The organism is Streptomyces griseobrunneus, assembly GCF_046713465.1.
Lineage (GTDB): Bacteria > Actinomycetota > Actinomycetes > Streptomycetales > Streptomycetaceae > Streptomyces > Streptomyces microflavus.
The window spans coordinates 7,061,261-7,088,234 of the sequence record NZ_CP177080.1 but is presented as its reverse complement, the minus strand read 5'-3'; the positions used below and the strand labels follow the sequence as shown (position 1 = coordinate 7,088,234).

Here is a 26,974-nt window from a genome sequence, read left to right as displayed (position 1 = left end):
GGCCCGATCCCGATCGAAGGCCCCAGGAGCAGCACACCGGACCACCGAGGAGCAGGCCGTGGCGGAACAGGCATTGATCACGGGCATGGGCGGCAGGGAGCCGGACATCGACGCGGACGCGTTCGTGGCCCCGACCTCCGTGGTGATCGGGGAGGTGACGCTGGCGGCCGGTTCCAGCGTCTGGTACCAGGCGGTCCTGCGCGCCGACTGCGGCCCGATCACGCTCGGCCCCGACAGCAACATCCAGGACAACTGCAGCGTCCACACCGACCCCGGCTTCCCGCTCACGGTGGGCGCTCGCGTCTCGGTCGGCCACAACGCGGTGCTGCACGGCTGTGTCATCGAGGACGACGTCCTGGTGGGGATGGGCGCCACGGTCCTCAACGGCGCGCACATCGGCGCCGGGTCCCTGGTGGCGGCCCAGGCGCTCGTACCGCAGGGGATGCGGGTTCCGCCGGGGTCGCTGGTCGCGGGCGTGCCCGCCAAGGTGAAGCGTCCGCTGACGGCGGAGGAGCTGGAGGGCATCCGGTTCAACGCGGCCGGTTACGTGGAGCTGGCCAAGGCCCACCGCGCGGCGCACGAGGGCTGAGACTCGCCGGGACACTCCGTCCCGCACGCCCTACGCCACACGCCCCATCCGGACGCGCCCGGCGGCCCCTGCCCTGCCCCGGACATACCGAAGCCGCCGTGCCCTCCCCGACCGGAGGGTGCGGCGGCCCCGGGAACACGCGCCCGCGGGCGTCAGCTGTTGGGGCGCAGGGTCCACACGACGGTCATCTCGCCGGTGACCGCTCCGTCCGCGCGCCGGATCTCGATGGCGACGGGGAACTCGGGGCGCTCCCCGGCGTCGAGCTGGGCGACGACTTCGGCGATCGGGCGGCCGAGCGTGGCGGTCGCGGTGACCTCGCCCATGGCGAGCTTCTTGTAGCCGATCTCGGCCTTGACTGCGAGCGGTACGGCCCGCGACATCTGGTCGCCGAAGGCGGCGATGACGATGGCGCCGCTGGCGGACTCGGCGAGCGTGAACATCGCTCCGGCGTGCGGTCCGCCGACGTGGTTGTGGTACTCCGCCTGGTCCGGCAGCCGGACGACGGCGCGCTCGGCGGTCGTCTCCAGGAATTCGAGGTTGAGGGTCCGGGCCATCGGAACCGTCGCGACGAGCATCTCGCCGACGGACATCTGTTCAGCGCTCATGGACCGTAGGTTACTCACTAGTAGCCAGGTTTGGCCATCCCCCTGTGACAGCACCGGGACAGCCTTGGGACAGGGGTGGCCGTAGCAGTGGACACGCCACCCATCTATGGTTACCAGCCATGTGGCCAGGACAGCAGCCGCCCGGGGGCGAGCAGAACCCGCAGGACCCGAATCAGAACCCGTACCAGCAGCCGGGGTACCAGCAGCCGAATCCCTATCAGCAACCGGGATATCCGCAGCAGGGGCAGCAGCCGAGGCAGCCCGGGGCGCCCGGATACCCGCCGGGTGAGACCGGACAGCCCGGTCAGCCGGGCTATGGACAGCCGGGTTACGGACAGCAGCCCGGGTACGGGCAGCCCAACCCGTACCAGCAGCCGACCGTCCCGCAGTACGCGGTCCCGGGCCCGCCCGGCGGGCCCAAGCCGGACGGCGACAAGAAGAAGACGACCGTCATCGCCATCGTCGCGGCGACCGCCGTCGTCGTGGCCGCCGTCGTCACCGGCGTCATCGTGATGAACAAGGACGACGAAGGCGGCTCGACCGTCGCCGACGACAAGAAGTCCGCCTCCCCGAGCACGAAGCCGAGCGCGTCGGACAGTGGGAGCTCCGCGCCGGCGGAGAACCCGCGCGGCGCCGACAGCGACCCCAAGCCCCTCATCCCGGGCTGGAAGGTCGTCACCAACCCGAAGTGGGGCACGCAGTTCGACGTCCCCGGTGACTGGGAGGTCTCCAGCTCGGGTGTGTTCGCCGGCTTCGAGGACGCCAAGGAGCCCACGGGCGCGCCCGTCGCCGGTTTCTCGGCGCCCGCCTACTACAAGAGCAAGTGGTGCGTCGACGACTCCGACAAGGACGGCACGGAGGAGGAGACCGAGCTGGCCGGTGTCGGCACGAAGGGCGCACGCGGGGCGAAGAACTCCGACGAGGCGGCGCGCAACGAGGCCGGAACCTGGGTGTGGGCGGCGTACGCCCAGACCGACTCGAAGGACAAGGTCAAGGTCGCCCCGGCCAAGCCGTTCACCACGAAGTCGGGTCTCTCCGGCAGCGTCGTGACCGCCACCGCGACCGGTCTGGCCAAGAAGGAGAAGTGCGACACCGACGGCAAGTCGATCGCCTTCTCGTTCAAGAACGGCAATGACGAGTTCTCGACCTGGGTCCTCTACGGCCCCAAGGGCGTCGAGGGCGAGCTGCCGGACACCACCATCCAGCAGATCCTGAGCACGGTCCGCCTCTCCGCCGACAAGCCGACCGGCTGACACGGCCGACGCGACTCACACGGCAGGGACGGCTGATACGGCTGTCGCCCCTCTCCGGCCCGGGAACGCTGTCCCCCGGGCCGGAGAGCGGGCGGCCGTACGTCGTGGCCTCCTCAGCCGATGCTGAAGGCGCCTTCCGGCGGCTCCGGCGAGGCGACGGCGTCCGCGTCCGGCACCGGGCGGGCCCGGCCCATGAACCGGACCAGCGCCTCTCCGTGGGTGACCCGGGCCGGAAAGGCGTCGGCGGCACAACGGCGGGTGAGCGGCGCCGTATCGATCGGGGCGTGCGAGGCGAGCAGGACGACGTTGCCGAACCGCCTGCCGCGCAGCACCGCGGGCTCACCGATCAGCGCCAGTTCGGCGAAGACGGCCGCGAAGTTGGCCAGTTGGGACCGGAGGAACGCGAACGGCGCGCTGTCCGCCAGGTTGGCGGCGTAGATCCCGTCGGGGCGCAGCACCCGACCGGCGACCCGCGCGTACTCCACCGATGTGAGGTGGGCCGGGACCCGGGAGCCGCCGAAGACGTCCGCGACGACGAGGTCGGCGGACGCGGGCGGGGCCGCTTCCAGCCGGGCCCGGGCGTCGGCGGCGTGCACGCTGATGCCGCAGTCGTCGGGCAGCGGCAGATGTTCCCGGACCATCCGCAGCAGCGCCCGGTCCGCCTCCACGACGTCCTGCCGTGAGCCGGGGCGGGTCCCGGCGACGTACCGGGGCAGGGTCAGCGCCCCGCCGCCGAGGTGCAGGACGTCCAGCGGGGCGTCCTCGGGCGCCGCGCAGTCCACGACATGTGCGAGGCGCCGTACGTACTCGAACTCCAGGTACGAGGGGTCGTCGAGGTCGACGTAGGACTGGGGCGCGTCATCGACCGTGAGCAGCCACGCCCGGTCGCGGTCCACATCGGGCAGCAGCCGGGCGGTGCCGTGGTCGACCTCACGGATGACGGGTATCGGCTCGTTCACCCCTCCATTGTCGCGCGGCCTCCCTGCCCGCCGCCCCTGAACCGAAGGGGTGGCGGGCAGGCGGGCCGTCAGAGCAGGCCGGTGACCGTGCCCGCGCCGACCGTGCGGCCGCCCTCGCGGATCGCGAAGCCGAGGCCGGACTCCAGCGGGACGTCACGGCCGAGCTCCACGGTCATCGTGACCGTGTCGCCGGGGCGCGCGACCGCCACCTCACCGAGGTCGACATCGCCGACGACGTCCGCCGTCCGGATGTAGAACTGCGGGCGGTAGCCGGTGGCGACCGGGGTGGACCGGCCGCCCTCCTTCGTCGACAGGACGTACACCTGCGCGGTGAAGCGGCGGCTGGGCACCACGCTGCCGGGCGCGGCCACGACATGGCCGCGGCGGACCCGGTCGCGCTCGACCCCGCGCAGCAGCAGAGCCACGTTGTCCCCGGCCTCGGCGGACTCCATCGGCTTGCCGAAGGTCTCCAGGCCGGTGACGACCGTCTCGATGTCCGCGCCCAGCACCGCGACCCGGTCGCCGACGCGGACGGTGCCGCGCTCGACCGCGCCGGTGACGACGGTGCCCCGGCCGGTGATGGTCAGGACGTTCTCGACGGAGAGCAGGAACGGCGCGTCGGTGTAGCGCACCGGGATCGGTACGTACGTGTCGACGGCGTCCAGCAGCCCATCGATCGCCGCAGTCCACCGCGGGTCGCCCTCCAGCGCCCTGAGCCCGGAGACCCGGACCACGGGGACGGTGTCACCGCCGTACCCGTGCGCGGAGAGCAGCTCGCGGACCTCCAGCTCGACCAGGTCGGTCAGCTCGGGGTCGCCCGCGTCGGCCTTGTTGAGGGCGACGACGATGTGGTCGACGCCCACTTGACGGGCCAGCAGGACGTGCTCGGCGGTCTGCGGCATGATCCCGTCGAGCGCGGAGACGACGAGGATCGCCCCGTCGAGCTGCGCCGCTCCGGTGACCATGTTCTTGATGTAGTCGGCGTGGCCGGGCATGTCGACGTGGGCGTAGTGGCGGGTGTCGGTCTCGTACTCGACGTGCGCGATGTTGATGGTGATGCCGCGCTGGGCCTCCTCGGGGGCCCGGTCGATCCGGTCGAACGACACATAGGACGTGCTGCTGCCGCCGCGCTCGCTGAGGACCTTGGTGATGGCGGCGGTGAGGGTGGTCTTGCCGTGGTCGACGTGGCCCATGGTGCCGATGTTGAGGTGCGGCTTGGTCCGCACGTAAGCCGTCTTGGACATGGCTCGTTCCTTTGAGAACTCGAAGCTGAGAAAGAAGAAGACCCCAGGGCCCCGCCGACCCTCCCCTTGCGGGGTCCGCCGGACTGTCGGGGGAGGGTCAGCTTCGGGCGCCGCCGGTGGGCGCTGCGGCGGCGGTGAACGCTGCCGCGCAGAGCGCCGCTGCTTCGGCGGTGGCGGCTGCTGCCGCGAGGACCGCGTCGTTCACGGCAGCCTTCGGCGCGTCCGCGACTGCGGACCGCGCTGCGAGGAAGGCGTACCGGAACATGCCCCGATCATGGCCGGGCGGGGCCGCCGAGTCGAATGGTTTTCCCGTGGCTTCCCCGCGCCTCAGAGATTCTTGAGCGCCTCGCGCACGGAGAGCGGCGACAGGCGGTCCCGGGCGCCGTCGACGAAGTCGCGTACGGCGGTGGGGTCGGTCTTGGCGTACTCCCGCAGCACCCAGCCGATCGCCTTGCGGATGAAGAAGTCCGGGTGGTCCGCGCGGCGCAGGCAGTAGCCGAAGAGCCGGTCGGCGTCGGTGGCCCCCTTGTAGCGCAGCTGGTGCAGCAGGGCGGTGCGCGCGACCCACAGGTGGTCGTCGTCGATCCACCGGTCCATCTCGCGGGCGAGCGCCGGGTCGGCGGCGACGAGCGGCCCCGCGACATGCGCGGCGAGCAGATCGACCGTGTCCCACCAGGGGACGGTGGTGACGAGGTGGTGCAGGACGGGCAGGAACCCGGACGAGCAGGAGGACACGTACCGGCGGAGGTAGTCGACGGCGAAGTACGCGTACTCGCGCTCCGGCAGCCGCCAGCAGCGCAGCGCGATCGCCGTGCAGTCCCGCTCGTCCGGCCGCCCGGTGCCCGCCAGCACGGCTTTGGAGAGGGCGCGGCGGCGCGGGGTGGGGATCCCGAGGAACGGGGCGATGTTCTTCATGTACGCGGCGGCGCCCTCGGCCCGGGCGGGGTCGGCGGCCGGGGCGTACAGGTCGGTCAGCCGGGCGAGGACGGCGTCGGCGAGCGGGCTGTCCGGGACGGCGGGGGCAGGGGCTGCTGCGGAGTCCACGCGACGCACATTACGGCGATCACACACCGGTTTCGGTTAGTCTCCCCGAATGTCCGCACCCGTCACCACCCGGCCCACCGAGACTGCGGCCCTTCGTGGTCCGAAGGCGCTGCTCTCCCCCTGGTCCCGGTTCTCGCTGCTCGTCGCGGTGCTGCTGGCCGCCGCGTCGACGATGCTGCTGTTCGAACCGCAGCGGCTGCTGGCGTCGGGGTGGCCGGAGCAGCTGACCGGCAGCGGTGCGGCGATGCTGTTCGGGCTCGCGTACGGGGCGCTGACCGTGGCGTTCGTGCCGCGCCCGCTCCTCAACCTCGCCGCGGGGGCGCTCTTCGGTGCGCAGACGGGTCTGGCGGCGGCCCTCGCGGGCACGGTGCTCGGCGCGGGCGTCTCGTTCATGCTGGGCCGGGTGCTGGGCCAGGACGCGCTGCGCACCCTGCTGCGCGGAAAGCTGCTGACCGCTGCCGACGGGGTGCTGAGCCGGCACGGCTTCCGCTCGGTGCTGGCGCTGCGGCTCTTCCCCGGGATCCCGTTCGCCGCCGCCAACTACTGTGCGGCGACCTCCCGGATGGGCTACCCGCCCTTCCTCCTGGCCACCGGGCTCGGCTCCATCCCGAACACGGCGGCGTACGTGATAGCCGGCAGCGAGGCCGCCTCGCCGACCTCGCCCCTGTTCCTGGCGGCGATGGGGTTCATCGTGGTCTCCGGTCTCGGCGGCGCGCTGGTGGCCTGGCGCAAGCGCCACCGGCTCGGCGGGGACACGCCGGACAACTGAGCGGACGACGGCACGTGGATGACCTCTGCGGTCATCCTGACGTTCACCTTCAGGCGATACGCTGCCCGCGACCTCGATGTCCTTGATGTCCGCGACCGCACTCCGTACTCCGCACGCCGCACTCTGCCGATGGGCCCAGTCGTCCCTGGCCGATGCACGATCACCTCCGGGATGGCTTAAGCCCCATGAGCTGGTTCGAATCATTCGTCCTGGGACTCGTTCAGGGACTGACCGAGTTCCTGCCGATCTCCTCCAGCGCCCACCTGCGGCTGACCGCCGCGTTCGCCGGCTGGCACGACCCGGGGGCGGCCTTCACCGCCATCAGCCAGATCGGCACGGAAGCGGCGGTGCTGATCTACTTCCGCAAGGACATCGCGCGGATCCTGTCGGCGTGGTTCCGCTCGCTGACGGACAAGCAGATGCGTGGCGACCACGACGCCCAGATGGGGTGGCTGGTCATCGTGGGCTCGATCCCCATCGGGGTGCTCGGTATCACGCTCAAGGACCAGATCGAGGGTCCCTTCCGCGATCTGCGGCTGATCGCGACGACACTCATCGTCATGGGCATCGTGCTCGGTATCGCCGACCGGCTGGCAGCGCGCGACGAGGTGGGCGGCAAGCACCGTGCGGTGAAGGAACGCAAGACCCTCAAGGACCTCGGCATCCGGGACGGTCTGATCTTCGGCTTCTGCCAGGCGATGGCGCTGATCCCCGGTGTCTCGCGCTCGGGCGCGACGATCAGCGGTGGTCTGCTGATGGGCTACACCCGTGAGTCGGCCGCCCGCTACTCGTTCCTGCTGGCGATCCCCGCCGTGCTCGCCTCGGGCGCCTACGAGCTCAAGGACGTCAACGAGGGCCATGTCTCCTGGGGGCCGACGATCTTCGCGACCCTGGTGGCCTTCTTCGTCGGATATGCCGTGATCGCGTGGTTCATGAAGTTCATCACTACCAAGAGCTTCATGCCGTTCGTAATCTACCGAGTCGCCCTCGGCATCCTCCTCTTCATCCTGATCTCGACCGGTGCGGTGAGCCCGCACGCGGGTGAGTCGGCGGGCTGATACGCCGATGTGCGCTCCGCCCGGGAGCAGCCGGGCGGAGCGATCCAGCAGCGCAGCAGCCAGCAGCGCGGATAGATGTCACCACCGTAGAGCGGGGGTCTGACAACGCCGCCGCACCGACGGCTCAGGGGGCCGGGAGTCCGGTCGCCGCGAGGACCGCGTCCACCGTCTCCGCCACCGTCAGCTCGCCGTTGTCGATCCAGATCTCCTCGCCGGTCAGTTCGGCGCGCATCGCCGTGTCCAGGAACGACCAGTCCGTCGTGAGCGTCTTGTCCCGGGCGAGATTGCGCTCCCCCGCCTTCGCCGCGCCGGGGGCGAGGACCACGCAGTGCAGCGGTCCGACGGCGATCCTCCTCCGGTAGAAGTCGAGGTGGGCCCGGCGCACGACCACGTCGTCGATGACCGGCAGGAACCCCGCGGCGACAAAACTGTCCGCCAGCAGGCAGGCGTTGCGGGCCCGCAGGAAGATCTGCCGGTCCGCCTCCTCGTCCCGCTCCGGGGAGGGCCACCGACCGCCGGTGACGATGAGCTCCTGGAGGGCGTCCACCTCGATGTGGGCCGAGGCGGCGAACCGGGCGGCGAGCGCGGCGGCCACCGTGGACTTGCCGCTGCCCGGGATCCCGCTCAGCAGGACGGCTCCCGCCGCCGGTCCGGTGTCCACCGGCACCTCTGTCCAGGTCATCGTCGTCCATTCCCTCCGCGGGCGGTCAGCTCCGCCCCCGCCGGCGATCGTAGGTCACCGCTCACCGCCGGCGGGTGGCGGGAACTTCCGGGACCGGGCCGCCGACTACTGGAGGACAGTTCAGCGAACAGGTGCGGCAGCAGGACGGCCCCACGAGGGCCGGGAGGAGGCCGAGAGGCATGCACTGGTACGAGGACGACGCGCTCTGGTCCGATTTCGCCTCGACGATGTTCCCGCCCGCCCGGGCCGGGTCGGCCGCCGCCCTCGTCGCCTCCTCTCCCCTGCTGGACTTCCCACCGGGTTCACGGGTGCTGGACCTGTGCTGCGGACCGGGCCTGTTCGTGGTGCCGCTCGCGGCGCGCGGGTACACGGTGACGGGCGTCGACCTCTCGCCCTCGATGCTGGAGCGGGCCCGGAACGTCTGCGAAGCGGCGGGGGCCGATGTCCGCCTGGAGCGGGCCGACATGCTCACGTACGCGGAGCCCGGCGCCTTCGACGTGGTAGTGAACGTCTTCACCTCGTTCGGCTACTTCGAGGACGCCGAGGACAACCTCCAGGTGCTCCGCAACGCCCATGAGAGTCTCGCGCCGGGCGGGCAGCTCCTGGTGGACGTGATGGGCAAGGAGGTGCTCGCGGGGTGGATCGGGCGGCCGAAGGCGGTGGATCTGCCGGACGGTTCGTACGTCGTCCAGCGCGACACCGTCCTCGACAGCTGGCGGCGGCTGCGCACCGACTGGACTCTGGTGCGCGGCAGTTCGGCCCGTACGGCCTCGATCCACTCCTGGCTCTACTCCGCCGCCGAACTGCACGCCCTCTTCGAGCAGGCGGGCTTCGCCGACGTGGAGTGCTTCGGCGGCTTCGACGGATCGGGCTACGACCAGCACTCCGACCGGCTCATCGTCCGCGGGCGGCGCAAGTGAGGGCCGGGGCACGGCAGTCCGCCGCCGCGACCGTGCACGAGCACATCACCGACGCCGTGAAGACCCCGGATCTGATCCGGCTGGACAGTGACGTGGTGCTCGCGCGCTTCGAGACGATGAAGGTGTACGCGGCGCTCGGCGCGGTCCGTTCGCTGCTGCGCCGGGGCCGGGTCGTGCCCGGTCAGACGCTGGTCGACAGCTCCAGCGGCATCTACGCGGTGGCACTGGCCATGGCCTGCCACCGCTACGGGCTGCGCTGCCACGTCGTGGCGTCCACCACCGTCGACGCCACGATGCTCGCCCAGTTGGAGATCCTCGGCGCGACCGTGGACAGGATGCCGCCGTCGCAGAGCCTGCGCCTGGACCAGGAGCTGCGGGTACGCCATGTGCGCCGGCTCCTCGCGGAGCGGCCGGACTTCCACTGGATGCGGCAGTACCACGACGCCGTCCACCACGAGGGGTACCGGGAGTTCGCCGATCTGCTCACCGCGTCCCTGCCCGAGGGCCCGCTGACCGTGGTGGGCGCGGTCGGCACGGGGGCGTCGACCGGTGGACTGGCCCGCGCGCTGCGGGAGTCGGGGCGGGCGGTACGGCTGGTGGGGATCCAGCCCTTCGGCAGCGTCACCTTCGGCAGCGAGCAGTTCAGCGACCCGGAGGCCATCATCGCGGGCATCGGCAGCTCGATCCCGTTCGGGAACGTCCACCACGAGCTGTACGACACCGTGCACTGGCTGGACTTCCGCCATGCGATGGCCGGCGCGGTCGGACTGCTGCGGCGGCACGCGGTGTTCGCCGGCCTCTCCACCGGGGCGGCCCACCTGGCGGCCTCCTGGGAGGCGGAGCGCGACCCGGGCCGGCTGCATCTGGTGCTCGGCGCCGACACCGGACACCGTTACGCCGAGCGGGTGTTCACCCGCCACACGGAGGCGCTGGACCCGGCAGGGCTGCGGCCCCGGCCGATCGCTTCGCTCGACGCCCTGCGGCCGCCGTGGTCGGTGATGGAGTGGGCGCGGCGCACAGCCCCCGAGGCCGCCCGCCTGCCCGAGCAGGGCTCCCCCGCCCCCGTACCGACCGTGGAGATGCTGCCATGACGATCGCCGCCCTGGAGTCCCTGTCCTTCGGGCTCGGCAGGATGGCCGAGGCCGCTGCGTCCACCGGGCACCGGCTGTGCCTGCTGACCGGTGACCGCTCGGTGTACCGGCACGAGCTGGCCACCCTGCCGGCCGGTGCGCTGGACGTGGTGGATGTCGACACCGACGACCCGGAGGCGGTCCGCCGGGCGCTGGCCGCCGTCCCTGCACTGGCCGGGCTGATCAACACGACGGACACCTGGAGCGTGCCGGCGGCGGAGCTGGCCGCCGAGCTGGGGCTTCCGGGCCCGGACCCGGCGACCGTCCGGGTGCTGCGGGACAAGCGCCGGGTCCGGGAGGCGCTCCACGCGCAGGGGCTGAGCCGGTCGGCAGCCGTGGCCGTACCGCCCGGGCCGGAGGGGGCGGACGCCGTACTGCGTACGGTCGGACTCCCCGCCGTACTGAAGGATTCGGCGGGCACCTCCTCGCGCGGAGTGTGGATCGTGCACGACGAGGAGGCGCTGCACCAGGCCCTGGCGGAGGCCGCCCGACAGCCTCTGAAGGGGGCGCTGTTCGCGGAGTCCTTCCTCGCCGGTCCGCTGTACAGCGCGGAGACGCTGAGCTGGGAGGGGACCACCCGGCTGCTGGGGGTGCTGAGCCGTCAGACCTCCCGGACGGCGGTGGTACGGGAGGAGGTCGCGGCGTTCCCGGTGGCGCTGCCGGACGGGGAGCGGGCCGCGATCGAGGCGTGGGTGGGGCGAGTCCTCGAAGTGGCCGGGCACCGCAGGGGGTTCGCCCATGTGGAGTTCATCCTGACCTCCGAGGGGCCGGAGTTGGTGGAGATCAACCGGCGGATCGGGGGTGCGCTGGTCGGGGAGGTGCTCTGCCGGACACTGGGCACCAATGTGTACACGGCGATGATGGACGAGGCGCTCGGCCGCCGCCCCGGACTGCTGGACGCCCCGCTCGACGACGGGCAGGGGCCCGCGTACGGCTTCGTCCTCGTCTACGCCGACCGCCCCGGGGTCCTGAAGGGCTGGCACGGCCTCGGCGAACTCGCCGCCTTCCCCGGGTCCGTGGAGTGGTACCCCGTCCGCGAACCCGGCGAGACCCTGGCCCACGTGGGCGACCAGCGGGGGTGCACGGGCATGGTGCTGGCCCAGGCGGCGACGGCGGAGCTGGCCCAGCACCGGGCGTGGAGTGCAGCGGTCCGGGTGCGCCCGGTGATCGCGGACACGCCGTGAGGGCGGGGTGAGCGCTGAACCGACCTCGAAGCGGCGGCGGTTCACCGGGCCTCAGGGCTTCCTGCTGGCGGGCTCGTTCCTGATCACGCTGGGCAGCTTCGCCGTGCTGCCGTACATGTCGGTCCTGCTCCACCAGCGGCTCGGCCTCGGACTCGGCACGGTCGGCTTCGTCCTGGCGGTGGCCTCGCTGATCCAGTTCGCCGGGGGCGTGGTCGCGGGTCCGGTCGCCGCGCGGATCGGGCTGCGGCGGTCGATGCTGCTGGCGCTGGCACTGCGGACGGCCGGCTTCGGCGCGCTCGTACCGGGGCTGACCAGTCCCGTACTGGCGATCGGCGCGCTGTTGCTGGTGTCGGCGGGTTCGGCGCTCTACCTCCCGGCCAACAAGGCGTATCTGATGGCCGGTTCGCCCGACGAGGACCGGCCGCGGCTGCTGTCGGCGAGCAGTTCGGCGTTCAACGCCGGGATGGCGCTCGGTCCCCCGGCGGCCGCCCCGCTCGTACTGGGCTCCCCCGGCGTGCTCTTCACGTGTGTCGCCGGGCTGTTCGCGCTGGTCGGGGCGGGGCACGCGTTCATGCCGCGTGACGGAGCTCGCCCGGTGACGGTCCCGGACCGGCCGCCGGGCTCCGATGGACCACGGTCCGGTCTCTCGCCGTTCCTCGTCACGGTGGTGAGCGTCTACGCGTTCATGTTCTTCCAGCACTACCTGGCGCTGTACGCGGTCCCCCGGACATCGGCGGGCTTCTACGGAGTGGTCCTGATGGGGTACGCGGCCCTCCTCGTCGTCGCCCAGCCGCTGCTGGCGGAGTGGATCGCCGCCCTGAGCTATCCGGCGGCGCTGCGGTGGGGGTTCGGGGCCATGGCGGCGGGCATGGCGGCGATCGCCGGGGGCGGGCACGTCGGTATCGCGGTGGGCGGGGCGCTGCTCTGTCTGGGCGAGATCGTGCTCTTCCTGAAGAACGACCTGGAGGCGCTGGCCCGTTCGTCCGCGCCTCCGGCCACCGTGTTCGGCCGCCAGCGGCTCGCGGCGGGTATCGGCGCGTTCGCCAGTGGAGTGGTGGGCGGCCAGCTGTACGCGGCGGCGGAGTCGGCCGGTTCGGCGCGGGCGTTCTGGGTGGCCGTCTGCCTCCAGTGCCTGTTGCTGCCGGTGCTGCTGATGCGCCGGCGTACCGCCCGGGGCCGGTCGGAGCCCCGGGCGGAGACGCCCGCCGGCCTAGGCGGTGGCTGAACCGGCGGTCGCCGTCACCCGGCCCCCCGGCTCGGCAAGCCACTGGCCGGCCAGTTCCCGGCGGGCGCGCGCCACGCGGGAGCGCACCGTACCGACGGGGCATCCCGCCGCGTCCGCCGCCTCGTCGTAGGAGAGCCCCAGCACCTGGGTCAGGACGAAGGCCTGACGGCGCGCCGGGGCCAGGCGGTGCAGGGCGTCGAAGACCGCGACCGACTCGTCGAACCCGGGGAGGTGGCGGGGCTGGGCCCGTTCCGCGGCGCCCTGCCAGTCGGCGGTGTCGGCGGTCCGGGGGCGTACGGCGGCCGTGCGGTGACGGTCGATGACGACGCGCCGGGCGATGGAGAGCAGCCAGGTGCGGGCGCAGGAGCGTCCGGCGAAGCGGGCCAGTCCGCTCATCGCCCGCAGGTAGGTCTCCTGGGCGAGGTCGTCGGCGCCGGGGACGTCGGCGCTGAGGTAGGCGACGAACCTGCGGACGTCCTCGTAGGTCGCGCGGACGAAGCGGTCGGCGGCCTCCCGGTCGCCGCCGCCGGCGGCCAGGGCCCAGTCGGTGATCTGTACGTCGTTCTGGCGGGTGGCGTACACCTGGCCCCTGGACACCGGGGTGACCGGCGGGCGGGCGGAGAGTGAGGGGGTGGCAGTAAGGGTCACAGCAGTCCTTCGCGTCCTGGCGGAGCCGTGATGCGGTCGTCGCCCGGCTCCGCGTGGCCGGCCGCGCGGACACCCTGGGGCGGTCCGGCGGCAGCGGCATGCCTGTTACGGGTGTGAGCGCGAGCGCACACCCGTACCGCCACCGGGTCACACGGAACCGGGTGGGCGGCTGGAGGTCACAGGGAGGGGACGGGAAGCGGTGGACCGCGCCGGGAGATGGCGTGCAGGGCCAGGAGGTCCTGGGGGCGGCGGCCAGGCCTGCGGCGGGTGCGCCGCCGGACGGGTCGGCCCGCGGTGGGCGGGGTCGCCGACCAGAGGCGCCAGGCCGTCCGCAGCGGGGCCCGTACGAAGAGGGCCAGGGAGCGGCCCAGCCGGGCGAGGGCCACCTCGCCGCGCCACAGCCACCAGCCGCAGACCAGTCCGGCGACGGCGTGGGCGGCGGCCATGCCGGTGGTGAACACCGAACCGTCGAAGGCCGCCAGAAGCTCCATCGGGAGCTCCGTCGAGTGCGAGGCGTCCCGGGCCGGGCCCGCGTGGGCGGCGTGGGGCATCGCCCCGTGCGTGTGGCGGGCGCTCCTCGTGCCGGAGGCGGTGAAGTAGGCGTGCAGCCCCAACTGGCCCAGGACATGGGCCGAGACGGTGACGGGGGCGTTCCCGGCGCGTCCGGCGAACCACCAGCCGGCGCCGGCGACCGGCAGGAGGACCGCGAGCAGGGGCAGCAGGGGCAGGGGCCCGTCGGACATCAGGGCATGGCCGAGCCCGGACACGGCGACGCACACGACCGCGAACAGCGCGGTGCGGGCGAGGCGGAGTGCGGTTCCGGCTCCCATGGCGGCCATCGTGCCAGCCGCACCCACCTCGCGGAGAAGACCAGCAGATGCGGAAACAACGGGAGTTCACCCCGTTTGCCCCAGGCGTCAAAGGTGTGATTCATGTCACACAGTGTTCGGTGGAACTTTCCCCTCTCCCCCGCCGACTGCTCCAACAACGCGCCTGCACACGCCTCGTGGCCCGGGGCCGACGCATCCGCCCCGCCAGCCGACGTCCCCGAAGAGGCCGCATGACGAACCCGCCCCCCGCACCCGAACCGGCAGCGGCCGCCGAAGTCCCCACCGATTCCGGCGAGTTCCCATCGGCGGACACCCAGCTCCCCGGCCCCCGGCAGCCCCGTCCGGACCGGCGCGTCACCCTCCGCTCCGATCTCCGCGCCTCCTGGCCCGACGGTCTCGTGGCACTCCTGGTGACGGCGGCCGTCTTCGTCCTGCTCTACATACGCATCCGCAACAAGACCTCCTCCACGGTCTCCGTGATGCCGTTCATGGCCGACGCGGGCGGCTTCTGGATGTACTTCCTCAGCCAGGCGTTCGGCTGGTCCGCGCTGCTCTGGGCCTGGGGGACCGTCATCCTCGGGCTCCTGCTCTCCGGACAACGCCCGGGCCGCCTGCCGCTCTCGGCCTCCCGACTGGAGCGCCTCCACCGCACCACGAGCCTCAACACCATCGCGCTGATCACGGCCCACGCGCTGCTCTTCGGCGCCGAGCTGGTCCGGCACTCCACGGCGTCCTGGAACTCCGCGCTGAGCACCGCCTTCATCGAGACGTTCGTCCCGGGCGGCTACGACTCGGGGACCGGGCAGATCGCCATCCCGGTCGGCCAGGCGGCCCTGTACCTCGCGATCCCGCTCGGCCTGCTCTTCTACGTACGCCACCGCATCGGCCCGAAGACCTGGCGTGTCCTGCACCGCTTCGTGATCGTGGTCTACGTGCTGAGCGTCTGGCACACCCTGCTGTACGGAACGAACGTCTGGTACGACGGCTGGTTCCGCACCAGCGTCTGGCTGCTCCAGCTGCCGATCGCCGCCCTGCTCCTCCTGCGCCTGCTGCGCCCGGCGCGCCGCGCCGAGAAGCTGCCCCTCTCGCCCGGTGCCACCGCCTCCCGGACGCGCTGGGCGCTGCGCCTGGGCGGTCGGCTCGCGGTGGTGGGGGTCATGGTGGCGCTGGTCGTGGTGGTGGTCAGCGGCAGTGACGGCGGGCGGACCGTGCCGCCGGACGACACCTCCTCCACCCACAACCACGACTGACCGGCAGCCGCACCCGGCGACGTACGCTCGGGTCCATGACCACCAATGATCTTCCTGTGATCGCCGCCGTCGACGGTTCCACACACAGCCGGCAGGCGCTGGACTGGGCCGTGCGGGAGGCCGCGCGGCGCCGCCTGCCGCTGGTGATCGTCCACGTCAGGCCGCTCACCCGGACCGTCGACGAGGAGACCCGGCTGCGCGAGGCGGACGAGCTCCTCGCCGAGGCCGTACGCCGGAGCGAACTGATCGCTCCGGAGATGCGGCCCTCGACGCTGGCCCCGCTGGACTTCCCGGCGGCCGCCCTCGTCTCGCTCGGCCGTGACGCGTCGATGGTCGTGGTCGGCTCGCGGGGGCTCGGCGGCTTCCGGTCGCTGATGATCGGCTCCAACAGCCTGGCCACCGCATCGATGGCGAGCTGCCCGGTCGTCATCGTGCAGGACGGCCGCCCGGACGAGGACGACCGGCCCGAGGACGCCGGGGCATTCTCCGACGTCGTGGCGGGGGTGGCGGCCGACGAGAGCAGCGAGGCGGTCCTGGAGTTCGCCTTCGCCACCGCGGCCACCCGGCCCGGGGCTCGGCTGCGGATCGTCCACGGCTGGACGATGTTCTCCTCCATGCTCGCGGGCGGACCGGTCTTCGACCGGGACAGTGCGGCGGACTCGGCCCGGCGCGGTCTGGCGGAGCTGACCTCGGGCTGGCAGGAGCGGTACCCGCAGGTGGAGGTCGTACGGGAGCCGGTCAACGGTTCCGCGTCGCGCACCCTGGTGACGGCGTCAGCCACGGCCGCCCTGACGGTGATCGGCCGCCGCAGGGGCGGGGAGTCGCTCGGTCTGGGCCTCTCCCCCGTGGCGCAGACGACGGTCACGCACGCGCTGGGTCCGGTCGCCGTCGTGCCCTGCTGACCGGCCGCCCTGCCGATTTCCCGGCGGTGCGGGCCCCTTGGCGTGGCGGGCGGCTTGACCGAGACTTGACCGATGACACAGCGTGTGGCACTCGCGACCGTGATGGACCGGCTCGCCATCGATGACGTGATCACCGGATACGCAGTGACCGTGGACGACGGCGACTGGCCCGCGTACGAAGCCCTGTTCACCCCGGACGGCCGCGCGGACTACACGGAGGCGGGCGGGGTGGAGGGCCCGGCGGGTGAGATCGCACGGTGGCTCACCGGGACGATGCGCCTCTTCCCGATCCGCCAGCACCTGATCGTCAACCGCCGCATCGACCTCCAGGACCTGGGCGGCTACCCGGGCGACCGGGCACAGGTGCGGGCCGACTACCTCAACCCGATGCGCCTGGCCCGGGAGGGCGAGGCCTCTCCGGCCGGTGACACCGCGCCCGACTTCGTCTCCGGCGGGCGGTACACCTTCGAGCTGCACCGTACGGACCCGGGCTGGCGGATCCGGAGCGTCACCGTCCACGAGAAGTGGCGCCGCACCCCCGGCACGGCCCGAACCGTTCCCGGCACGGGCTGAACCGTTCCCGGCGGCCGGGATCCCACGCGACCAGGCTCCCTCGGCAAGGGCCCCGGCCGCGTCCTGTGTCCGGCGGGGATCACCTCCCCCACACTGGGTACACAGAGCTGACCCGGCAGATCACGCGGCAGGTGACGCGGCTGCCCACCCGGCGCGGGACGAGGAGGGCACGGCATGCGGATGCGGAGCGGAGGGGTTCCGGCGTCCGGCTGGGTCCGGGGGGCCGCGGCGCTCCTCGCCGGGGCACTGCCCGCGCTCGCGTTCCCCGCGCCCTCCCTCTGGTGGCTCGGCTACGTCGCGCTCGTCCCCTGGCTGCTGCTGATCCGCTCGGCGGGCACCACGCGCCGGGCGGCGCTGGACGGCTGGATCGGCGGCACCGGCTTCGTCGTCGCCGTGCACCACTGGCTGATGCCGAGCCTGCACGTCTTCATCGTGCTGCTGGCCGCGCTGGTCGGTCTGCTGTGGGCTCCGTGGGGCGTGCTGGTCCAACGGCTCCTCGGCGCCACGCCGTCCGCGCTGCGGGCCGCAGCCGCGCTGGTGGCGGTGCCCTCGGGGTGGCTGGTGATCGAGCTGGTCCGCTCCTGGGAGGGGCTCGGCGGGCCCTGGGGGCTCCTCGGTGCGAGCCAGTGGGAGGTCACCCCCGCACTCCGCGTGGCGTCGGTGGGCGGGGTGTGGCTGGTGAGCCTGCTGGTGGTGGCGGTCAACACCGCTCTCGTCCTGCTGACGACCGCGCGCACCCCTGCCCGGACGACCGGCGGGGTGCTGCTGGTCGTGTGCGCCCTGGCGGCGGGCGGGGTGTGGGCCTGGGCGCCGCAGCCGGTGACCACGGGGACGGCCAGGATCGCCGTCGTGCAGCCGGGTGTCGTCGCCGGGCCCGGCAGCGTCGAGCGGCGCCTGGCCCGGGGCGAGGAGCTGACCCGTACGGTGGCGGGCCGGGACGTCGACCTCGTGGTGTGGGGCGAGAGCAGCATCGGGGCGGGCGCCTGGCGGGACCCGGGGACCGGGCGGCGGCTCGCGGCGCTCTCCCGGGAGACCGGGGCGGATCTGCTGGTCAATGTGGACGCCCGGCAGACGGACGGATCGGGCCGGAGCGGGATCTTCAAGTCGGCGGTGCTCGTGGGTCCTGACGGGCCGACCGGGGACCGGTACGACAAGATGCGCCTGGTGCCGTTCGGTGAGTACATCCCGGCGCGCTCCCTGCTCGGCTGGGCGACCTCCGTGGGCAAGGCGGCGGGCGAGGACCGGCTGCGCGGCGACCGGCAGGTGGTGATGACCCTGCCGCAGAACGACCGACGGCTGCGGATCGGTCCGCTGGTCTGCTTCGAGTCGGCGTTCCCCGACATGAGCAGGCGGCTGACCCGGGACGGCGCCCAGGTGCTCGTCGCGCAGTCCGCCACCTCCACCTTCCAGGAGAGCTGGGCGCCGGCCCAGCACGCGTCGCTGGGGGCGCTGCGGGCCGCCGAGAACGGCCGTCCCGTGGTGCACGCGACGCTCACCGGGATCAGCGCCGTGTACGGGCCGCGCGGGGAGCGGGTCGGTGAGCCGCTCGGTACGGGGGAGAGCACGGCGGCCGTGTACGACGTGCCGCTGGCGCACGGCACCACGCTCTACGGCCGCTTCGGCGACTGGGCGGTCTACGGGGCCCTCGCCACGCTGGCCGCGCTGTGCGCCGCCGAAGGGCTGCGGGCGCTCAGGAGGAGGCCTGCTCCAGGGACTCGCGGACGATCCGCTCGCACAGCTCATGGGTCGCCAGAGCGTCCTGAGCACTGAGCACCGTGCCCGCGCGGACCGCGTCCAGGAAGGCGTGGACGCACGCCTCGATCCCGCGCTGCCGGGCCACCGGCACCCAGTCGCCGCGCCGGCGCACGCTGGGCTGGCCCTTGTGGTCGACGATGTCGGCGAGGTTGAGGACCTGGCGCTTGGTGTCCCGGCCCGAGACCTCCAGGATCTCCTCGGTCGAGCCGTTCAGCCGGTTCATCATCCCGATCGCGGTGAAGCCGTCGCCGGAGAGCTGGAGCACCACGTGGTGCATCAGGCCGTCCACGATCCGGGCCCGCACGGTGGTGTGGTCGACGGGCCCCGGGGCCAGGAAGCGCAGGGTGTCGACGACATGGATGAAGTCGTCGAGCACCAGGGTGCGGGGGTCCTCGGGCAGCCCGACCCGGTTCTTCTGCATCAGGATCAGCTCGCGCGGGTGCTCGGCGCACTGGGCGTAACTGGGGGCGAAGCGGCGGTTGAAGCCGACGGCGAGACTGACGCCGCGCTCCTGGGCGAGGTTCACCAGCCGCTCGGACTCGGCGTACTCGTAGGCGATCGGCTTGTCGACATAGGTGGCGACCCCGGCTTCGACGAGCCGTGCCACGATCTCGGGGTGGACGGCGGTCGGGGCGTGCACGAAGGCCGCGTCGAGACCTTCGGCGAGCAGCGAGTCCAGGGTCGTGTGGCGGGCGCCGGCCGGGATGCGGTGGGTGTCGCCCACCGCGTCGAGCGTGGCGGGCGTGCGGGTCTGGAGGTGCAGTTCGACCCCCGGGACAGCACTCAGCACCGGCAGATAGGCCTTCTGCGCGATGTCGCCGAGCCCGATGCAACCGACCTTCACAGGGGTCTCCCTATCGCCGTGCCGTGCTGATGTTCCGGTCCCGGCAGCATACGGGCCGCTGTCTGCCCGCCCTCGGCCGCCCGGGGAGGAAATGCCTGGCCAGGATCGTGATCATGGTTCAGGATGACCGGCATGACTGCCGCAGAACGCTCCGAACCCGCCATCGACGCCGCCGAACGCCCCATGCTGGAGGGCTGGCTGGACTACCACCGCGAGACGCTCGCCATGAAGTGCGCGGGCCTCACGGACGCCCAGCTGCGCGAGGCGTCCGTGCCGCCCTCCGCGTTCTCCCTGCTCGGTCTCGTACAGCACCTGGCCGAGGTGGAGCGCTTCTGGTTCCGCGAGATCCTGGCGGGCGAGGAGCTGCCGGACCTCTACTCCACCGAGGAGGACCCGGACGGGGACTTCCAGGTGCCGGAGTCCGCCACCTGGGCCGGGACGGAGTCCGTCTGGCGGGCGGAGACAGCGGCGGCCCGGAAGAGCGCCGCCGCGTACGGTCTGGACGACCTGTCCCGGGGCGTCGGCTCGGCGGGCAAGCCGTTCAACCTGCGCTGGATCTATACGCACATGATCGAGGAGTACGCCCGCCACAACGGCCACGCCGACCTGGTGCGGGAGCGCGTCGACGGCGCGACCGGCGACTGACCGCTCCGGCCGGGCGCTGCTCGACGGCCGACCGCTGCTCGACGGGCGAAGGCCCGACCGGACCGGCGGGGCACTCGCGCGGAGGTCCCGCACGGGGCCGGGCCGTGGCGCCGTGCTGACCGGGTCACTCGTGCGGGCCATTCCTCGTCCTCGGGCTGCCCGGGCGCCTGCCCGCACCGCAGAGTTGGCCGCGTGCAGCGAACCAGATTCACCACGAGACTCCTGGTCGGATTAGCCGTCACGGCCGTCTCCGGTTGCGTGTCGGTCGAGCCTCAGACGGGCCCCCGGCAGGCTCCCGAGAGCAGCAGACCGGTGCAGGACGTGTTCCCGCAGATCGTGCAGCCGCCCGGCCGCGAGGCGCTGGAGACCATCGTGGAGCCGAGCCCGTCGCCCGGCAGACCCGCCTCCCCCGCACCTCCGCAGGTGGGGCGAGCCGCACCTCCCCCGGCGCCCCGGCAGGCCGAGCGGGCCGCGCCACCACCGCGACGGACACCGCCCCGGAAGATGCCGCGCATTCCTCCGGGCGTCCTGCCGTCCCTGCCGCAGACCCGGGGCGGCGGGCACGATGTGTGCGCGCTCGGCCGGGGGTACGGCGGCTGGCACGCGGGCAGCAAGGAGGCCAGGATCTGCGAGGAGACGTACGGCCGCTGAGCGCCTCCTTGGACAGCCGGCAGGCTGTCCGGGCCGCCGCCCCCGCCTCACTGCCCCCGCATCCGCAGCTCCAGCCGCTCGATGGCGGCCCGCACTCCCCCGCCGTAACCGTCGTCGTCCAGCACGTCCGCCGTGTCCCGGGCCTGGCGCAGGTGGATGCGGGCCGCGTCGGGGCGCTGGAGCTTGAGGTAGTCCGCCGCCAGGTTGAGGTGCAGCGAGGGGTAGAACGCCCGGACCGCCAGGGAGTCCTGGTGCTCGGCGGGCCGCTCGTCGCTCAGCCCCTCGGCGGCCGTCAGGGCCCGCAGGTCCCAGGCGAGCTCGTCGCCGGGGTCGTCCTGGGTGTCGGCCATGTAGTGCGCGAGGGTGCAGCGGTGCAGGGCGTCGCCGTCGGCGCCGAGCTCCGACCAGAGGAGGCCGAAGCGGTTGCGGGCCTCCTCCCGGTCACCGCCGTGGAGCAGCATGACCGCCTGGCCGATCCTGGTCATGACGGCGTCCTCGGACGCCTCCTGCTGCTCCACCACTGCGGTCTCCTCTTCGCCCGTCCAGCCCGGTCACGGTCCCCTTTGACGCTAGCGCCGGTGGTCCGCAATACCGCTCAGGCACGGGCGGCGGCCCGGTCCGCCTCAGCCGAGGTCCGGGATGCGCCAGTCGATCGGCTGGTGGCCCTGGGCCGCGACGGCCTCGTTGATCTGCGTGAAGGGCCGGGAGCCGAAGAACTTCTTCGCGGAGAGCGGGGAGGGGTGGGCGCCCTTCACCACGATGTGGCGCTCCTCGTCGATCAGGGGGAGCTTCTTCTGGGCGTAGTTCCCCCAGAGCACGAAGACGGCCGGGTCGGGCCGGTCGGCGACGGCGCGGATCACCGCGTCGGTGATCTTCTCCCAGCCCTTGCCCTTGTGCGAGTTGGCCTCGCCGCCGCGCACGGTGAGCACCGCGTTCAGCAGGAGCACGCCCTGTTCGGCCCAGGGCATCAGATAGCCGTTGTCCGGGATCGGCAGGCCGAGCTCCTGCTGCATCTCCTTGTAGATGTTGCGCAGGGAGGGCGGCGTCTTCACGCCGGGCCGCACGGAGAAGCAGAGCCCGTGCCCCTGGCCCTCGCCGTGATACGGGTCCTGGCCGAGGACGAGGACCTTGACCTTGTCGTACGGCGTGGCGTCCAGGGCGGCGAAGACCTGCTCGCGGGGCGGATACACCGGCCCCTTGGTCCGCTCCTCCTCGACGAAGTCCGCCAGCTCCTTGACGTACGGCTTCTGCAGTTCTTCGCCGAGGACGCCGCGCCAGGACTCGGGCAGCAGGTCGATATCGGTCACGTCCACAACCTCCGGTGAGCAACAGGTTCTTGATCCCAGAACCTACCGGCCGCCACTGACAACGGGCCCGGGGAGGCCGACTCCCCGGGCCCGTACACCCGCTACCAGCTGGCCTTGCGGTACAGCTCCCACATCTGCATCACGGTCTGCGGGTCCAGTGCGCGCTCGCCGCCGCCGATGTCCTCACCCGAGGCCACGTACAGCTTGCCCTGCCAGAGCGGCAGCAGCCGGACGTCCTCGACGAGGATCTGCTGGGCCCGCTCGAACTGCTTGCTGACCGCGCCCCGGTCGCTCTCCTGCCGCGTGGAGGGGATCAGCTGCTGGGTGATCTCCTTGTTGCGGTACGGGGTTCCGGTGACGCTCTCCTCGCCGACGAAGGGGGCGATGAAGTTGTCCGGGTCCGGGAAGTCCGGGAACCAGCCACGGCCGAAGACGGGGTAGTCGCCCTGGGTGAAGCCCTCCTGGAAGGTCTTCCAGGGGGCGCTCTCCAGCGTGATGTCGAAGAGCGCCGTCTTCTCCAGCTGCCGCTCCAGCTCTTCGAACTCGGGCTGCGTGGAGGAGCCGTACCGGTCGGTGGTGTACCAGAAGGTCATCTTCACCGGCGCGGTGATCCCGGCGTCGGTGAGGAGCTCCTTCGCCTTCTTCACGTCCGGATCGCCGAAGGTGTCGAAGAAGCTGGTGGTGTGCCCGGAGATGCCCTTGGGGATCATCGAGTAGAGGGGTTCGGCGGTGCCCCGGTAGACCTTGGCGACCAGGGCGTCCCGGTCCACGATGTGGGCGATGGCCTTGCGGACGGCGGGCTTGGCGGCGGCCGGGTCCTTCGGGTTGAAGACGAGGAAGCGGATGTCGGCGCCGGTGGTCTCGATGATCTGGAGGCCCTCGTTGCCCTCCTTCTTGTCCTCCAGGCCGACGACCTCCTCGGCGGTCAGACCGCGGTAGATGGCGTCGATCTCCTTGGCCTTGAGCGCGTTCACCACCTCGCTGGACTTCTCGAAGTACCGGATGGTGACCGCGTTGTTCTTCCGGTTGGCGAAGCCCTTGTAGTCGGGGTTCTTCGTCAGCTCGGCGGTGACGCCGGCCTCGTAGGAGTCCAGGAGGTAGGGCCCGGAGCCGGTGACCTTGCCGTCGTCGCGGATCTTGTCCTTGGGGTAGTCGCCGGGGGCGACCAGCGACATGGCGGGCGTGGCCAGGATGAACGGGAAGGTGGCGTCGGACTTGTTCAGGTGGAAGATGACGGTGTCGTCACCCTTGGTCTCGATCCGGTCGAGCGAGCCGAGCATGCCGGCCGGGCCGCCCTTGAAGTGGATGTCCACGATCCGGTCGATGGAGTACTTCACGGCCTGGGCGTCGAGCTTCTCGCCGTTGGAGAACTTGAGGTTCTTCTTGAGCGTGCACCGGTAAGCCATGCTCGTGGCGTCGGTGAACGTGCAGGTGTCGGCCGCGTCGGGCTCGGGGCTCGTACTGCCGGTGGGGAAGCTCACCAGGGTCTGGTAAATGTTCCGCATCAGCTCCCAGGAACCGTCCCAGGCCGCCGCGGGGTCCAGGGTGGACGGGGAGCTCGTCGTCCCGACGGCTATCTTCTGGTTCTCTTCCGATCCGCTGTCGGAAAGAAGACCGCAGCCTGCCAGCAGAGAAAGGGATGCTAGGGCTGCAGCGGCCTGCAGACTGGCCCGGTAGAACACGTGCACGCTCCTCGATCAGCCATGGGTCGGCAGACCATACCGCAGCGCCCCGCCGGAACAATCCGTCGGCCCAGCGGGGCACTTGAGTCAATCAGGGCCAAACCGGTTCAGGCCACTCTCAGCCCACGCCGGCGTTGAGGAAAATTCCTCCGTCGACCACCAGGGTCTGGCCGGTGATCCAGTCCGACTGTGCCGAGGTCAGGAAGGCCGCGGCACCCCCGATGTCCTCGGGCACACCGAGCCTGCCGAGCGGATAGGCGGCGGCCGCCTCCGCTTCGCGGCCCTCGTAGAGCGCCTCGGCGAACTTCGTCTTGATCACCGCGGGAGCGATCGCGTTGACCCGGACGACCGGCGCGAACTCGTGCGCCAGCTGCAGGGTCAGGTTGACCATGGCCGCCTTCGACATCCCGTACGCACCGATGAACGGCGAGGGGGCGACACCGGCGACGGAGGCGATGTTGACGATCGCCCCCCCGTTCTCCTTCTGCCAGGCCTTCCAGGTCTGCTGGGCGAAGCCGAGCGCCGAGATCACATTGGTCTCGTAGACCTTGCGGGCCACGTTGAGGTCGAGCTCGGCCATGGGGCCGAAGACCGGGTTGGTCCCCGCGTTGTTCACCAGGTAGTCGACCCGGCCGAACGCCTCCATGGTCCGCTCGACCGCTGCCGCCTGGTGGGCCTCGTCGTGGGCCTTGCCCGGGATGGCGATGACCCGGTCGGCGCCGAGCCGCTCCACGGCCTCCTTGAGGGCGTCCTCGCCCCGCCCGGTGATGGCCACCCGGTCGCCGCGCGCGACGAACGCCTCGGCGATCCCGTAGCCGATGCCCCGGCTCGCGCCCGTGATGAGGGCGACTTTTCCGCTGTCCTGCACCGTCATGTCGTTCGCTGCCCTTCGGGTCAGTTGAGGGGGCCGCCGGCCACGTAGATGACCTGGCCGGAGACGAAGCCGGCGTCGTCACCGGCGAAGAAGGCGATGGCGTTCGCGACGTCCTCGGGGCGGCCGACGCGCTGGACCGGGATCTGGGTGGCGGCGGCGGCCTGGAACTCCTCGAAGCCCATGCCGACGCGGGCGGCGGTCTGCGCGGTCATCTCGGTGACGATGAAGCCGGGGGCGACCGCGTTGGCGGTGACGCCGAACTTGCCGAGCTCCTTGGCGAGGGTCTTGGTGAGGCCCTGGAGCCCCGCCTTGACGGCGGAGTAGTTGGCCTGGCCGCGGTTGCCGAGGGCCGAGGAGGAGGACAGCGAGACGATCCGGCCGAACTTGGCCTCCACCATGTGCGCCTGGACGGCCTTCGCCATCAGGAACGCACCCTTGAGGTGGACGTTCATCACGATGTCCCAGTCGGACTCGCTCATCTTGAACAGCAGGTTGTCGCGGAGCACGCCCGCGTTGTTCACGAGGATCGTCGGGGCACCCAGCTCGGCGGCGACCCGCGCGACGGCGGCTTCCACCTGGGCGCTGTCCGACACGTCACAGCCGACGGCGAGCGCGGTGCCCCCGGCGGCGGTGATCTTCTCGACGGTGTCCTTGCAGGCCGCCTCGTCGAGGTCGAGTACGGCGACGGCGCGGCCCTCGGCCGCCAGGCGTACGGCGGTGGCGGCGCCGATGCCCCGCGCCGCTCCCGTCACGATGGCGACGCGCTGCTCGGTGGTGGACATGCTTGGTTCTCCTCGCCCTTGGACAGCGGCCCAGCGGACGTCGTGGCCGTTCCCTGACAGAGAGGCCCGATGGCTGAGCAACCGCTTAGTACCTTCAGCAGTCGAGACGCTAGAAGCCCTGGCACCCGGTGTCAACGGCGCGCGGCCCGGGGGGCCGCACGTCACACCCGGCGGCCCCGCCCGCGAACCGGGCTCAGCGCACCAGCAGGCCGAACAGCCGCTCCACCTCACCGGCCGGGTCGGTGGTGAGCCCGCTGTGCACGGCGCCGGGCTGGACGACTGTGGAGCGCGGCGCGATCAGCCAGCGGAAGCGCCGCCCGGCGTCGTCGCCGGCCGCCTGGCCGGCCCCCTCCCCGCCGCCGCAGACCCCTTCGACCGCGCGGAGGGCGGCCCGTACGCCCACCACGTCGGCGTCGGGGTCCAGCGCCCTCAGCTTCACCTCGTCCAGGTGCGTACGGGCGGCGACGAACGAGTGGGCCCGGCAGTAGACGAGCACCCCCGCGTTGAAGCACTCCCCGCGCTCGACCCGGGGGACGACCCGCAGGAGCGCGTACTCGAAGACGTCGCGGCGCGTCATCGGCCACCGTCCTGGCCGGTACGGGCGGCTGCCGCGGCACGGTCCTCACCGGCCGGCTGCGGCCGGGGTGGCAGGCGTTCGGTGAGCCAGCCCGGGGCCTGCGAGGGCCGGTTCGCGGCCGGCGCGTCCAGGGTGATCCGCTCGTGGATGGTGGCGGCCCGCGCCAGCAGCGGCGCCACATAGGCCCGGCGCAGCTCGTCGGTGGAGGAGAACCCGGGCTCGTCGGCCAGCCAGGCGTCGGGGACGTCGGCGGCCACCTCGGTGAGCAGCTCCTCGGTGACCAGCGGGGCGAGCTCGGCGGCCGCGGCCGCGATGTCCGGGGCGAAGGGGGCCAGCACATGGTCGGAGGCGTTGTACGGCTTCGCCGCCGAGGCCTGGGCGCCCGGCCAGTTGTGGTGCCAGATCATGGTGGCGCCGTGGTCGATGAGCCAGAGGTCGCCGTGCCAGACCAGCATGTTGGGGTTGCGCCACGAGCGGTCGACGTTGTTGATCAGCGCGTCGAACCAGACGACCCGCCCCGCCTCGGCCGCGCCGACCTCGTAGGCGAGCGGGTCGAAGCCGAGCGAGCCCGGCAGGTAGTCCATGCCGAGGTTCAGTCCGCCGCTCGCCCTGAGCAGCTCCTGCACCTCCTGGTCGGGCTCGGCGAGACCGATGACCGGGTCGAGCTCGATGGTCACCAGCTCCGGCACCCGCAGCCCAAGCCGCCGCCCCAGCTCACCGCAGATGACCTCCGCGACGAGCGTCTTGCGGCCCTGGCCGGCTCCGGTGAACTTCATGACATACGTACCGAGATCGTCGGCCTCGACGATCCCCGGGAGCGAGCCGCCCTCACGCAGGGGCGTGACATAGCGGGTCGCTACGACTTCGTCCAACACTTTCCCAGGCCACCTATCTCTTCAGCCTTGTGATCCACGGACGATCTCTCCGAGGCGTAGAGGCAGGGATCACCGGTCAACAGCACTGGGGAGAATCTGGGGAGTTTCGGCCGGCGA

At 72.2% G+C, this 26,974-nt stretch carries 30 protein-coding genes; 14 read left to right on the top strand and 16 right to left on the bottom strand.

Annotated elements, in window-relative coordinates:
- Positions 1-58 precede the first annotated feature (58 nt).
- Positions 59-589: a gamma carbonic anhydrase family protein gene (locus tag ACK8N7_RS32315; protein WP_500444703.1), complete on the top strand. Its 531-nt coding sequence runs from the start codon at positions 59-61 to the stop codon at positions 587-589.
- Between the two features lie 152 nt (positions 590-741).
- On the opposite strand, the gene ACK8N7_RS32310 is transcribed toward ACK8N7_RS32315, so the two are convergent.
- On the bottom strand, positions 742-1,179 hold the full coding sequence (locus ACK8N7_RS32310; RefSeq protein ID WP_403216131.1) for a DUF4442 domain-containing protein: 438 nt from the start codon (positions 1,177-1,179) through the stop codon (positions 742-744).
- Between the two features lie 134 nt (positions 1,180-1,313).
- Between ACK8N7_RS32310 and ACK8N7_RS32305 the strand changes: the two genes are divergently transcribed.
- Positions 1,314-2,447, top strand: coding sequence for a DUF8017 domain-containing protein (locus tag ACK8N7_RS32305; protein WP_500444702.1), 1,134 nt, complete (start codon positions 1,314-1,316; stop codon positions 2,445-2,447).
- A 113-nt stretch (positions 2,448-2,560) separates the two neighbouring features.
- On the opposite strand, the gene ACK8N7_RS32300 is transcribed toward ACK8N7_RS32305, so the two are convergent.
- The 4 genes from ACK8N7_RS32300 to ACK8N7_RS32285 form a co-directional block, all read right to left on the bottom strand.
- Positions 2,561-3,406: a spermidine synthase gene (locus ACK8N7_RS32300; protein WP_403215940.1), complete on the bottom strand. Its 846-nt coding sequence runs from the start codon at positions 3,404-3,406 to the stop codon at positions 2,561-2,563.
- Positions 3,407-3,474: 68 nt separating this feature from the next.
- Entirely contained in the window at positions 3,475-4,650 is a 1,176-nt protein-coding gene (gene tuf, locus ACK8N7_RS32295) for an elongation factor Tu (RefSeq protein WP_500444701.1), read from the bottom strand.
- 97 nt (positions 4,651-4,747) lie between these two features.
- Positions 4,748-4,915: a hypothetical protein gene (locus tag ACK8N7_RS32290; protein WP_403215936.1), complete on the bottom strand. Its 168-nt coding sequence runs from the start codon at positions 4,913-4,915 to the stop codon at positions 4,748-4,750.
- Between the two features lie 62 nt (positions 4,916-4,977).
- Positions 4,978-5,694: a DNA alkylation repair protein gene (locus ACK8N7_RS32285; RefSeq protein WP_403215934.1), complete on the bottom strand. Its 717-nt coding sequence runs from the start codon at positions 5,692-5,694 to the stop codon at positions 4,978-4,980.
- Positions 5,695-5,743: 49 nt separating this feature from the next.
- Between ACK8N7_RS32285 and ACK8N7_RS32280 the strand changes: the two genes are divergently transcribed.
- Together ACK8N7_RS32280 and ACK8N7_RS32275 are read left to right on the top strand one after the other, a co-directional pair.
- On the top strand, positions 5,744-6,463 hold the full coding sequence (locus ACK8N7_RS32280) for a TVP38/TMEM64 family protein (protein WP_403215932.1): 720 nt from the start codon (positions 5,744-5,746) through the stop codon (positions 6,461-6,463).
- Positions 6,464-6,648: 185 nt separating this feature from the next.
- Positions 6,649-7,521, top strand: coding sequence for an undecaprenyl-diphosphate phosphatase (locus ACK8N7_RS32275; RefSeq protein WP_403215930.1), 873 nt, complete (start codon positions 6,649-6,651; stop codon positions 7,519-7,521).
- A gap of 124 nt (positions 7,522-7,645) precedes the next feature.
- On the opposite strand, the gene ACK8N7_RS32270 is transcribed toward ACK8N7_RS32275, so the two are convergent.
- Positions 7,646-8,203 (bottom strand): AAA family ATPase, encoded by a 558-nt coding sequence (locus tag ACK8N7_RS32270; RefSeq protein WP_403215929.1) that lies wholly within the window; start codon positions 8,201-8,203, stop codon positions 7,646-7,648.
- A 179-nt stretch (positions 8,204-8,382) separates the two neighbouring features.
- Between ACK8N7_RS32270 and ACK8N7_RS32265 the strand changes: the two genes are divergently transcribed.
- The 4 genes from ACK8N7_RS32265 to ACK8N7_RS32250 are packed head-to-tail and all read left to right on the top strand — an operon-like array spanning position 8,383 to position 12,662.
- Positions 8,383-9,123 carry a class I SAM-dependent methyltransferase gene (locus ACK8N7_RS32265; protein ID WP_500444700.1) on the top strand — a complete coding sequence of 247 codons (741 nt, stop codon included), beginning with the start codon at positions 8,383-8,385 and terminating at the stop codon, positions 9,121-9,123.
- Complete coding sequence (locus tag ACK8N7_RS32260; RefSeq protein WP_403215925.1) at positions 9,120-10,214, top strand: pyridoxal-phosphate dependent enzyme; 1,095 nt, start codon at positions 9,120-9,122, stop codon at positions 10,212-10,214. Before ACK8N7_RS32265 ends, ACK8N7_RS32260 begins: the two co-directional genes overlap by 4 nt.
- A complete protein-coding gene (locus ACK8N7_RS32255) occupies positions 10,211-11,437 on the top strand; it encodes an ATP-grasp domain-containing protein (protein ID WP_500444699.1) in 1,227 nt (408 codons plus the stop codon). Before ACK8N7_RS32260 ends, ACK8N7_RS32255 begins: the two co-directional genes overlap by 4 nt.
- Before the next feature lie 7 nt (positions 11,438-11,444).
- On the top strand, positions 11,445-12,662 hold the full coding sequence (locus ACK8N7_RS32250) for an MFS transporter (protein WP_500444698.1): 1,218 nt from the start codon (positions 11,445-11,447) through the stop codon (positions 12,660-12,662).
- Here ACK8N7_RS32250 and ACK8N7_RS32245 read toward each other — a convergent pair.
- Entirely contained in the window at positions 12,648-13,259 is a 612-nt protein-coding gene (locus tag ACK8N7_RS32245; RefSeq protein WP_403216129.1) for a sigma-70 family RNA polymerase sigma factor, read from the bottom strand. The two genes, ACK8N7_RS32250 and ACK8N7_RS32245, sit on opposite strands and share 15 nt — an antisense overlap.
- Before the next feature lie 227 nt (positions 13,260-13,486).
- Entirely contained in the window at positions 13,487-14,149 is a 663-nt protein-coding gene (locus ACK8N7_RS32240) for a hypothetical protein (protein ID WP_403215919.1), read from the bottom strand.
- Between the two features lie 221 nt (positions 14,150-14,370).
- Here ACK8N7_RS32240 and ACK8N7_RS32235 point away from each other — a divergent pair, with 221 nt between their 5' ends.
- The 4 genes from ACK8N7_RS32235 to lnt all read left to right on the top strand — a co-directional run bounded on the left by ACK8N7_RS32235 (position 14,371) and on the right by lnt (position 18,635).
- On the top strand, positions 14,371-15,390 hold the full coding sequence (locus ACK8N7_RS32235; RefSeq protein WP_403215917.1) for a ferric reductase-like transmembrane domain-containing protein: 1,020 nt from the start codon (positions 14,371-14,373) through the stop codon (positions 15,388-15,390).
- 35 nt (positions 15,391-15,425) lie between these two features.
- Complete coding sequence (locus ACK8N7_RS32230) at positions 15,426-16,292, top strand: universal stress protein (RefSeq protein ID WP_500444697.1); 867 nt, start codon at positions 15,426-15,428, stop codon at positions 16,290-16,292.
- A 72-nt stretch (positions 16,293-16,364) separates the two neighbouring features.
- The gene (locus ACK8N7_RS32225) at positions 16,365-16,865 is read left to right on the top strand and encodes a nuclear transport factor 2 family protein (RefSeq protein WP_403215914.1); all 501 of its coding nucleotides are present in this window, start codon (positions 16,365-16,367) and stop codon (positions 16,863-16,865) included.
- Between the two features lie 174 nt (positions 16,866-17,039).
- Positions 17,040-18,635 carry an apolipoprotein N-acyltransferase gene (gene lnt, locus ACK8N7_RS32220; RefSeq protein ID WP_500444696.1) on the top strand — a complete coding sequence of 532 codons (1,596 nt, stop codon included), beginning with the start codon at positions 17,040-17,042 and terminating at the stop codon, positions 18,633-18,635.
- On the opposite strand, the gene ACK8N7_RS32215 is transcribed toward lnt, so the two are convergent.
- Positions 18,556-19,464 (bottom strand): Gfo/Idh/MocA family protein, encoded by a 909-nt coding sequence (locus ACK8N7_RS32215; RefSeq protein ID WP_403215910.1) that lies wholly within the window; start codon positions 19,462-19,464, stop codon positions 18,556-18,558. The two genes, lnt and ACK8N7_RS32215, sit on opposite strands and share 80 nt — an antisense overlap.
- Before the next feature lie 123 nt (positions 19,465-19,587).
- Here ACK8N7_RS32215 and ACK8N7_RS32210 point away from each other — a divergent pair, with 123 nt between their 5' ends.
- Together ACK8N7_RS32210 and ACK8N7_RS32205 are read left to right on the top strand one after the other, a co-directional pair.
- The gene (locus ACK8N7_RS32210) at positions 19,588-20,109 is read left to right on the top strand and encodes a DinB family protein (protein ID WP_500444695.1); all 522 of its coding nucleotides are present in this window, start codon (positions 19,588-19,590) and stop codon (positions 20,107-20,109) included.
- A 312-nt stretch (positions 20,110-20,421) separates the two neighbouring features.
- Entirely contained in the window at positions 20,422-20,760 is a 339-nt protein-coding gene (locus ACK8N7_RS32205; protein ID WP_500444694.1) for a hypothetical protein, read from the top strand.
- 47 nt (positions 20,761-20,807) lie between these two features.
- Here the strand turns inward: ACK8N7_RS32205 and ACK8N7_RS32200 are convergent, their stop codons facing one another.
- The 7 genes from ACK8N7_RS32200 to ACK8N7_RS32170 all read right to left on the bottom strand — a co-directional run bounded on the left by ACK8N7_RS32200 (position 20,808) and on the right by ACK8N7_RS32170 (position 26,857).
- Positions 20,808-21,281, bottom strand: a complete 474-nt coding sequence (locus ACK8N7_RS32200; RefSeq protein WP_403215906.1) for a hypothetical protein — start codon at positions 21,279-21,281, stop codon at positions 20,808-20,810.
- 102 nt (positions 21,282-21,383) lie between these two features.
- Complete coding sequence (locus tag ACK8N7_RS32195; RefSeq protein WP_403215904.1) at positions 21,384-22,067, bottom strand: uracil-DNA glycosylase; 684 nt, start codon at positions 22,065-22,067, stop codon at positions 21,384-21,386.
- A 101-nt stretch (positions 22,068-22,168) separates the two neighbouring features.
- Positions 22,169-23,749: an ABC transporter substrate-binding protein gene (locus ACK8N7_RS32190; protein ID WP_403215902.1), complete on the bottom strand. Its 1,581-nt coding sequence runs from the start codon at positions 23,747-23,749 to the stop codon at positions 22,169-22,171.
- Positions 23,750-23,867: 118 nt separating this feature from the next.
- Positions 23,868-24,623, bottom strand: a complete 756-nt coding sequence (locus tag ACK8N7_RS32185; protein WP_403215900.1) for an SDR family oxidoreductase — start codon at positions 24,621-24,623, stop codon at positions 23,868-23,870.
- Between the two features lie 20 nt (positions 24,624-24,643).
- Positions 24,644-25,405 (bottom strand): 3-oxoacyl-ACP reductase FabG, encoded by a 762-nt coding sequence (fabG, locus tag ACK8N7_RS32180; RefSeq protein ID WP_015607234.1) that lies wholly within the window; start codon positions 25,403-25,405, stop codon positions 24,644-24,646.
- Between the two features lie 193 nt (positions 25,406-25,598).
- On the bottom strand, positions 25,599-25,982 hold the full coding sequence (locus ACK8N7_RS32175) for a DUF3037 domain-containing protein (RefSeq protein WP_015607235.1): 384 nt from the start codon (positions 25,980-25,982) through the stop codon (positions 25,599-25,601).
- Positions 25,979-26,857 (bottom strand): HipA family kinase, encoded by an 879-nt coding sequence (locus ACK8N7_RS32170; RefSeq protein ID WP_500444693.1) that lies wholly within the window; start codon positions 26,855-26,857, stop codon positions 25,979-25,981. Before ACK8N7_RS32170 ends, ACK8N7_RS32175 begins: the two co-directional genes overlap by 4 nt.
- Positions 26,858-26,974: the final 117 nt, after the last annotated feature.

Bases quoted from the DNA above. Each gene is read 5' to 3' on its own strand.
- ACK8N7_RS32310 (WP_403216131.1), bottom strand. From the start codon at position 1,179: ATGTCCGTCGGCGAGATGCTCGTCGCGACGGTTCCGATGGCCCGGACC.
- ACK8N7_RS32305 (WP_500444702.1), top strand. From the start codon at position 1,314: ATGTGGCCAGGACAGCAGCCGCCCGGGGGCGAGCAGAACCCGCAGGAC.
- tuf (WP_500444701.1), bottom strand. From the start codon at position 4,650: ATGTCCAAGACGGCTTACGTGCGGACCAAGCCGCACCTCAACATCGGC.
- ACK8N7_RS32290 (WP_403215936.1), bottom strand. From the start codon at position 4,915: ATGTTCCGGTACGCCTTCCTCGCAGCGCGGTCCGCAGTCGCGGACGCG.
- ACK8N7_RS32280 (WP_403215932.1), top strand. From the start codon at position 5,744: ATGTCCGCACCCGTCACCACCCGGCCCACCGAGACTGCGGCCCTTCGT.
- ACK8N7_RS32275 (WP_403215930.1), top strand. From the start codon at position 6,649: ATGAGCTGGTTCGAATCATTCGTCCTGGGACTCGTTCAGGGACTGACC.
- ACK8N7_RS32270 (WP_403215929.1), bottom strand. From the start codon at position 8,203: ATGACCTGGACAGAGGTGCCGGTGGACACCGGACCGGCGGCGGGAGCC.
- ACK8N7_RS32265 (WP_500444700.1), top strand. From the start codon at position 8,383: ATGCACTGGTACGAGGACGACGCGCTCTGGTCCGATTTCGCCTCGACG.
- ACK8N7_RS32255 (WP_500444699.1), top strand. From the start codon at position 10,211: ATGACGATCGCCGCCCTGGAGTCCCTGTCCTTCGGGCTCGGCAGGATG.
- ACK8N7_RS32240 (WP_403215919.1), bottom strand. From the start codon at position 14,149: ATGGCCGCCATGGGAGCCGGAACCGCACTCCGCCTCGCCCGCACCGCG.
- ACK8N7_RS32235 (WP_403215917.1), top strand. From the start codon at position 14,371: ATGACGAACCCGCCCCCCGCACCCGAACCGGCAGCGGCCGCCGAAGTC.
- ACK8N7_RS32230 (WP_500444697.1), top strand. From the start codon at position 15,426: ATGACCACCAATGATCTTCCTGTGATCGCCGCCGTCGACGGTTCCACA.
- ACK8N7_RS32225 (WP_403215914.1), top strand. From the start codon at position 16,365: ATGACACAGCGTGTGGCACTCGCGACCGTGATGGACCGGCTCGCCATC.
- lnt (WP_500444696.1), top strand. From the start codon at position 17,040: ATGCGGATGCGGAGCGGAGGGGTTCCGGCGTCCGGCTGGGTCCGGGGG.
- ACK8N7_RS32210 (WP_500444695.1), top strand. From the start codon at position 19,588: ATGACCGGCATGACTGCCGCAGAACGCTCCGAACCCGCCATCGACGCC.
- ACK8N7_RS32185 (WP_403215900.1), bottom strand. From the start codon at position 24,623: ATGACGGTGCAGGACAGCGGAAAAGTCGCCCTCATCACGGGCGCGAGC.
- fabG (WP_015607234.1), bottom strand. From the start codon at position 25,405: ATGTCCACCACCGAGCAGCGCGTCGCCATCGTGACGGGAGCGGCGCGG.
- ACK8N7_RS32175 (WP_015607235.1), bottom strand. From the start codon at position 25,982: ATGACGCGCCGCGACGTCTTCGAGTACGCGCTCCTGCGGGTCGTCCCC.